We start from the raw sequence: 5,095 nt of genomic DNA on the forward strand, positions 1-5,095 counted from the left end.
CATTTCCTTGGGCTCCGGGGTTTCCGGGAATCCCGTCAAAACCATCTAAACCGGCCCCTCCCCTATTGCTGGAAGTTGCCATACAGTTCCCATTGACAAAAGTAGTTTGGCAAACTTTAGCACCACCCTGACCTCCGTTTCCGGCTAAGGGTCCTGCCCCTCCTTGTCCGGGATTTCCGTCAAAGGCATAATTGGTATTTGGAATAGAATAGTAGAGGGTTTCGCCCAAAACTACCTGGGTATCAACATCAAAGCCACCTCGTTCACCACCATCGCCTCCGGTACCTCCGATAAAAGCACCCGGATAACTAGGGCCACCACCTATTCCACCTGCATTACAACAAGTACCTTGACCGGTAGAATAGGTAGAAAGAGAGGAAGTTCCATCACCGCCTTCTCCCGGCTGTCCATCAGCACCATTAACACCATCTGCTCCGGGTAAGCCGGGCAAGCCATCGCTACCTTTTCCGGTATTTATGATGCATCTGGAAATAAGATAATCGGAGCAATTGCTGAGGTAAAAGGCATAAATTGAAGTTCCGTAGCCACCGGCATCATCCACATTAACTGTTAAATCCTGAAATCGAAATCCGGTTTTGTTAATGCAATTGAAAACGATCAGGCGTTTAGGCGAAGACAATGAATTGGAACTATCGCGGTTAATACTGCTGATATAGAAATTACTTTTTTGCCAGGTACTGCCATCAAATCCACCTTCCAAAGTTACACCGTTGGGAATATCAATGGTAGCAGACAAAGGATAAGATCCTTGAGCCAAACGCAAATGCTTAACACTACCTGCTGCCAAATCAAGGCCATAAAGCAAAGAGGCCGGATTGGCCTTGGTACCGGCATTTCCACTTGATGCTCCGGTTGGTGAAACATAAATATAACCGCATTCCTGCGAATACCCTCCAAATTGTACTTGGATAAAGAGTAAAAAAAATACAAATTTGATTAGATGTGCTTTCAATGGTTCTTTCTTGCAATGAAACCTGCAAGTATAAGGAAATTTTATCAAAACCTGCCTAAATCTGCCGCTTTAAACGGCCCATTATTTCTGAATTTAATTGAAACTTGCAAAAAGTTTATCCGTTGAAGCCCGTTGGAATAAATTTTCCTATTTTCGCCCTAATTCTTAAGACACTGTTTCACCACATGAAAAAAATCAGTTTCCTTACCCTGGCAATATGCCTTGTAACCTTTGCTGCTGCCTGGGCTCAAACATTCGAAGGTTCTATTGAGTTTAAACGAATATTACCAAACGACACCTCTATCTATGTTTATCATGTGAAAGGAAATAAGGTGAGAATTGATGAAATGGCCGCCGATGGTAAAACCGTGGAAGGCACCATGTTGGTTAATTTATCCGATAAAAAAATGTACGCCCTAAGTCATGAGCGTAAATTATTTATGGAAAGACCCTACAAAGCAGACGAATCAGCTAAAATGAATTTGGATGTTGAACGTAGCGGAAATACCAAGTTTATCAATGGATTTGAATGTTCCCAATGGAGAGTTAAAAACAGAGAGAAAGACAGTGAAATTACCTATTGGGTAGCCGAAGGGAATTTTGAATTCTTTATTCCTTTGTTGCAAACTATTAATCGCAAAGACAATTTTGCCACTTTTTACCTTCAAGTACCCGGAACCAAAGGGTTTTTCCCGATGCTTGCTGTGGAACGTACCTTGTTAAGAGATGAAAAAGGCAGACTTCAAGTAACCAAAATTACTAAAAAAGCCTTGGATGCTACTTTTATGGAGATTCCTAAAGGGTATGTTAAGGTTGACAAATAATCCGAACGCTATTTTTGAAAAAGGCTTACCATCCTGGTAAGCCTTTTTTTTTGATTTGACTTTTACCAGGTATGGGTGTTGCATTCAACCCCTGGTGATTTTAAATAGTAGCGTGCAAGGGGCATCTCGACCTTATACAGCTTGCTTTCATTGTTTAATAGATCGGTTTCCATTAAGAAAAGTTAGCCACTTGCCAAAACCTTGGGCGAAGGTAGGTGGTTTGGGTTTGCACCCTCGGGCAACGATAGAGGTAAGTAGCCCACAGGCCTACGCGGCGCTAGCCAAGTGGGCCGAGGACTACAACCGATAGCGTGACCCTAACGCCCCATGCAGAATATCGAAAATTGGCATTGATGGATGTAGGGCGGAAAGGGGGCCCGCCAAATACCACCAAAAAAAAAGAAAAACTTAGTGAACAGCGTAACTAAAACGGCTCTTTAAGCGGTTAATCGGACTTTCAAGATAGGTCCAACTGAGATGTGCCAGGCCAAACGTTAACAGGTAAAGAAAAACAAACTCGGTAAACTTATTGGAAAGGGATATGCCCAACTTTGGAAACAACCAATAGTAGAAGGAAGGTATAAACAAATGGATGATGTACATGCCATAGGAAATCTTGCCAACATGCAGCACCCATGGATGCTCTAATATGAAGGCCGATACATATTTAAATCCGTTTCGGGCGGCTACAGCAATGGCAAAAAATGCGACTATACCAAACAAAAATTCGTCGAAAATGACTTTGAACCAATCCCAATGGTAAGTTTCGATTCCATAAAACAACAAGGAATAGGTAACAAAGGCAAGAAAAAACCAATACGATTGGGATAGGTTTTTAAACCAGTTCGGTTTATTTAGTTGAAAATAGGCCAAAATGCCCCCCAAGCTGAACAAGTGCATGCAATTGAGGGTAAAAAAGGAAGTAGCCATCCATTTGTGCACAAAAAAGTGAAAATAGGCCCGGGAAAGCAAGGCCAACACCAGGGTAATTCCCAACACCCAAGGGATATTTCGCTTTGGCAACAACAACATTAACAAGGGCCAAAAAAGGTAAAATTGTTCTTCAACCGCTAAGGACCAAAAATGGTTAAACTCCCCTACCGATACATTATTAAAGGATTGGTACAAATTGGAGGTATAGGTTACCAGCCAGGGAAACAGCTCGCGGGTATTGGCATAATTAAAGGCAAATAGTCCGAAAATTAGCAGGTAATAAATAGGAAAAATGCGTAAAAACCGACGGATATAGAAGGTTTTAAGGAGGGCAGACGGAGAAATTTGTGGAGCAGAATTTCGATTATTGAGCAAAATGCGGGTGATAAGAAAACCACTTAACACATAAAACAAATCGACACCATGAACCAGGGGAAGCTTGGCATAAACAGGGTTGGTCCAGGTCCACTGGTACCAATGGCCCAACATGATTACCGAAACTGCGAAAAAACGCAAACCATCCAATTGATTGCTGTGGTTGATAGGAGTAACGGTGGTGCTTTGTGGCGAATTTGGTCTCATGGAAAGGCCTCAAAGATAGATAGGGTCAGCTGAAATACACTCCATCGATTTATTTTAACCCAAAATTGTCATTTGAAACGAAGTGAACAAATGACAAGCGCGATGGGATGTGGGATGATTTGGGTTAATCCCGAGCTAGTGTTAGTTAGTGCCGAGGAAACAAAATGTTCTCTCGGTAAAAATTACTTGAAAGCCTTACTAACACTTGTCTCGAACGTAGTTTAAAATTTCTATTGACAATTTTGGGATTAAATCATTTAAACTGCTCTTTTACCGATTGCAAATCTATCATAGTCCAATGGCTTTGCACTAATTTGCCTAAACCCAGAATTTGCATAGGCATTTATCCCTGTAATTTTCAGAAACGTTTTTGGACTATTTCTCCAATAATTTTGGTTTTAAAATCCTATTGCTGCAAGGCTCTAAATTAGATTTCCTTGCATCCTTATTTTTTGAAGTTTACTTTTGAACCTTAGTCAGATATACAGCATCTGCTTGGCCGCCTGAGGTTCGCAGCATGAAGTATACAGCTTCACCTTGTGGCCTTGCATCTACTGGTTTTCGGACTTTTTCAGCAGACCTTAAGCCGAGTTTAGTTTATTAATTGAAACCGGAAATAGAAACCAAAAACAAACCGCAGATAGTCATGATTCCAGGATTCGGGTTGACAAGGCAGGTTGAACCCGGTATTTGGAGCTTATTATGCTTGTTGCAAGAAAGAAGAAACTAGGCCGGGTTTCCTAGTTTTTTGAGGGAAAGGTAGTGGGAATATACGGCATCGCCAAAGCCGGGAGTATTGAGGTAAGTAACCCCGTATTCCTTTGACATATCTTGAACAATTTTTGCAATTGCCGGGTAATGGGTACTGCAGATTTTTGGGAAAAGATGGTGTTCAATTTGGTGATTTAATCCTCCGGTGAACCAGGTAACGATGGGATTTTCGGTGCTAAAATTGGCTGTTGTTTCAATTTGATGGATAGCCCAGTTGTTTTCGACAATTCCGGAGTTGTCCGGTTCGGGGTGTTGGGTTCCTTCTACCACGTGAGCCAGTTGAAAAATTACACTCATGGTAACTCCTGTCGTGAAGCTCATGAGAAGAAAGCCGGCTAGAAATTGCAGTGGGGTAAGATTAGAATAAGTTAAAGGAATGATGATCATATAAACCAGGTAAACCAATTTGGTAAGAACGATAATGACTACCTCTTTTCCTGGTTTTGCTTTGTTTTGGTAGGTTAGACCGCTGCCGTTGTAATGTGATATTTTCTTGAAATCCTTAACGAGAATCCAGGATAAATGCACCAGGCTGTATGCAAACCAGGCGTAAAGATGTTGGTATTTATGGTGGGGTCGCAGAGGAGCGTGTGGAGAAAGTCTGACAACAATTCCGGCATCGAGGTCTTCGTCGTAGGAATAGAGGTTGGTATAAGTATGGTGGAGGATATTATGCTGAATTTTCCAGGTAAAGAGGTTTCCACCAATGGAATTAAGGGAATAGCCCATGAGGTTATTGACCCATTCTTTATGAGAAAAGGCTCCATGAGCCGCATCGTGCATAACATTAAAACCAATTCCGGCGATGGAAATTCCCATGAGGAAAAAGGGGATGAGTTTGGCCAAAAAAGGAAGGTTGGACCAAACCATAATAGCATAGCAGGTCCAATAGAGGGAAATAAAGAAGAAAGCTTTGAAATAAAAGGCAAAATTTCCTTTGGTATCCAGCTTATTATCTTCGAAATAGCGATTTACCCGACGTTTAAGTTCGGCATGGAAATCGGATTTTTCG

Annotated in this window: 4 protein-coding genes; 1 reads left to right on the forward strand and 3 read right to left on the reverse strand. The window is 41.7% G+C overall.

From position 1 onward, the window contains the following. Positions 1 to 973: hypothetical protein (locus K1X82_14685; protein ID MBX7183356.1), on the reverse strand; the 973-nt coding region annotated here is incomplete at its 3' end. 185 nt (positions 974 to 1,158) lie between these two features. Between K1X82_14685 and K1X82_14690 the strand changes: the two genes are divergently transcribed. Next, entirely contained in the window at positions 1,159 to 1,797 is a 639-nt protein-coding gene (locus K1X82_14690; GenBank protein ID MBX7183357.1) for a DUF4412 domain-containing protein, read from the forward strand. Between the two features lie 408 nt (positions 1,798 to 2,205). On the opposite strand, the gene K1X82_14695 is transcribed toward K1X82_14690, so the two are convergent. Next, positions 2,206 to 3,312: an acyltransferase gene (locus tag K1X82_14695; protein MBX7183358.1), complete on the reverse strand. Its 1,107-nt coding sequence runs from the start codon at positions 3,310 to 3,312 to the stop codon at positions 2,206 to 2,208. Positions 3,313 to 4,038: 726 nt separating this feature from the next. After that, positions 4,039 to 5,095: acyl-CoA desaturase (locus tag K1X82_14700; GenBank protein MBX7183359.1), on the reverse strand; the 1,057-nt coding region annotated here is incomplete at its 5' end.

This window comes from Bacteroidia bacterium, assembly GCA_019695265.1.
Lineage (GTDB): Bacteria > Bacteroidota > Bacteroidia > JAIBAJ01 > JAIBAJ01 > JAIBAJ01.